Raw genomic sequence first — 3,052 nt, 5'->3', positions numbered from 1 at the left:
CTCTTGCTGTAAACATAAGTCACGCTTTGCGGACTGTTGATAAAGAAGCCAGTTGCATTATCGGGCCGAGTCTTTAATGTATAGCCGGAAACAGTCTCAGCACCAGTCGTATAGCCATCACCAATGCGACCTTGGATTACGCGGTCAGGGGCAACAGTGTTGCCATATTCATCTTGATAATGAACTGTAACTGCAGGCGCTATGGCTGCAGGGCTGTTGACAATTGAACCAGCAGTATTGGAAGCATTAGAGCCATTGGAATTATCAGAACTGTTAGGGCTGTCAGAACCAGTAGAACCATTTGAGCCATCAGAGCTGTCAGAACTATTTGAGCTATTTGAACTGTCAGAACTATTTGAGCCATCAGAGCTGTCAGAACCATTAGAGCTGCTGGAACCATTTGAACCATCGGAGCTGTTAGAGCTATCAGAACCGTCCGAACTGTTGGAACCGTTAGAACTATCAGAGCTGTCGGAACCATTAGAGCTATCAGAATCGTTAGAACTATCAGAGCTGTTGGAACTGTTAGAACCATCGGAGCTGTTAGAGCTATCAGAACCGTCCGAACTGTTAGAACCGTTAGAACTATCAGAGCTGTCGGAACCATTAGAGCTATCAGAACCGTTTGAAGTGTTGGAGCTATCGGAACCATTAGAGTTATCAGAACCGTTAGAACCATCGGAGCTGTTAGAGCTATCAGAACCGTTAGAACTATCAGAGCTGTCGGAACCATTAGAGCTATCAGAACTGTTTGAAGTGTTGGAGCTATCGGAACCATTAGAGCTATTAGAGCTGTTGGAGCTGTCGGAACCGTTGGAGCTATCAGAACCGTCCGAGCCATCGGAAGGATTGGGACCTGGAATATTAGCTTTCTTGGTATAGTAAAAAGTGATAGTTTGGTTATCAGAAGTAAACTTTACGTCATTATAGTTTACTTCATCGTTATTTATTTTAGCTAAATTATCAAAATCATATTCAGTTCCTGAGCTATCGGTAAGTTTTTCTTGCGGTTTAAAAGCTGTGTAAGGTTCATTGTTGACGAGATAAGCACCTATGTTACCAAACTGAATGTCATCGTTAATGCCAGGAATTTTGTTGCCATCAGTGTCGCAATACTGAACTGTAATTCCTTTGGAAGGATTGCTAAAGTTAACATAGGTATCAGCATAATGCTCTTTACCAAAAATATTGTCATAATCTGCAAATTTATCAGCAAGGTCTGCTGAACTTAATTGAATTGAGCCTTTGGGTGGAGCAGGAATATTATGTTGAGGGATTCCCATATTTATCCAAGTTCCTGGAGTATTCAAACCTGATTGTTTCATATGAATACCACTACCTAAAACTATTTCTCTTAACTTAGGAAGATCGGCAAGCATACCTACACAATTACAATCTACGTGATTTTCATCATCACGACCATTGTCATCATGTGTACTAAAGTGAATTAGGTTTAAGTATTCGAGATTTTCACAGCCTTCAAACATATAGTTCAAGTTACCATGACAATCAAGATTGGATAGATCTAGTTTAGTTAAAGATTTACAATTTCTAAACATTTGATGCATGTTGGCTACTTTTGAAGTATTGAATTTAGACAAATCAATGCTTAACAAGCTTTTACAACCGTCAAACATATTTTCCATGTCAATATTTAAGTCTGTCTTAAACTTGTCAGAAAAAGTAATAGATGTCAGTGATTCACACCTATAAAACATCAAATCCGTGCCGATAACATTTGCGGTGTCAAGGTAAGATAGATCTAGTTTAGTTAAAGATTTGCAATCTTTAAATAGTCGAGCCATATCTTCTACATTAGAAGTATCAAAGTGACTTAAATCTAAACTGGTTAAAGATTTGCAACCATCAAACCAGCCGTACATGTTAGGTACCTCAGAAGTATCTAAATTAGGCAGTCCCTTAATTGTAGTTAAATTAGCTAAACCACTAAAAAAATTTATTACCCCACCCAAAACTTTGATAGGAGCTTTAAAATCAATTTCTGTAATAGTAGATAAATCATCAATTTTTAAGTTTTTCTTATTGTCACTAAATTCAAGATACTGATAATGGAGATTTTTTTGACCGATTGTGTAATTGTTTCCTTTTTCGCCAATAGACAAGACGCCATCAGAAAAAGAGGTAGGTATGCCATTCCAAGTACCTGAAATGGCGCCATCTCGAGTAGTTTTTTCAGGGTCAAATTGTGCATGATCTGCTTCTTGCTTATCTGCTTTTGCTTTGTCTGTGGTGCTTGGATCGCTGGTAATGCCTGTAGCTGCATCTTGATGGCTTCCACTTGCTGTATTGCTATTAGCACCAGCTTGCCTCTGGTCAGTTTCTGGAGTGCTGCTTGAAGTGCCTGCATTATTCTCGCTGCCAGCAGTTTGACTGCTGCTGTCTTGGCCAGTGGGGTCATCATCAGAAGCTGCTTCACCCTCAGCTTCAATTTGGTAGTTCAATTTAGTCTTGACTGCTCTGCTCGGAGTCTTCTTAGTGGCCCGAGTGCCATTCTGATTAGCTGCCTTGACCGTCTGGGGTTTGGCATTAATTAAGCCTAAAGCAGCTGCGGCCACGCCGCCGAGCAATATTTTTTCTCCTTGCTTGTTAGCATTCTTATGTGTATTCATATAATTCCTCTTCTAAATTGCATATTAATATAGGTTTAGTATATGGCTGGCTTAGGCAAAAGTCAAACTCAGCTAGGCTAGACTAAAAAACGCCCTATATTGATAATATAGGGCGTTTTTTATTTATCAGAATTTAATTAGTCTTTCTTACGCTCAAGCCAAGCAGCACCTAGAGCAGTGACCAAGGCCAAACCGCCTAGTGCCAGCATGGCCAAACTATTGTGCTTCTCTGCACCAGTTTGCGGCAATGCATCAGTTCTGCTGTTCTGATTCAGCTTGCCTTTTTGTGGGTCAGCGCTAGCCGTCTTGTTTAATTTGCGACTTGCAGTCGCCAGTTTAGCAGGGCGGTTAGCCTGATGCTTGTTAGCTGTGAGGCCTTTGACTGATTTGGTGGCAGATTTTTGATCATGTTTGCTTATGCG

Annotated in this window: 2 protein-coding genes; both read right to left on the bottom strand. The window is 40.4% G+C overall.

What is annotated here, in order from left to right:
• The coding region (locus ACZ2M0_RS09345; protein ID WP_223902999.1) for a BspA family leucine-rich repeat surface protein at positions 1-2,630 on the bottom strand (2,630 nt) is incomplete at its 3' end.
• Positions 2,631-2,767: 137 nt separating this feature from the next.
• The coding region (locus tag ACZ2M0_RS09340) for an LPXTG cell wall anchor domain-containing protein (RefSeq protein ID WP_490059273.1) at positions 2,768-3,052 on the bottom strand (285 nt) is incomplete at its 5' end.

The organism is Lactobacillus sp. VURO6/B1 (VP7) (assembly GCF_058139575.1).
This window is presented reverse-complemented; position numbering and strand designations above follow the sequence as displayed.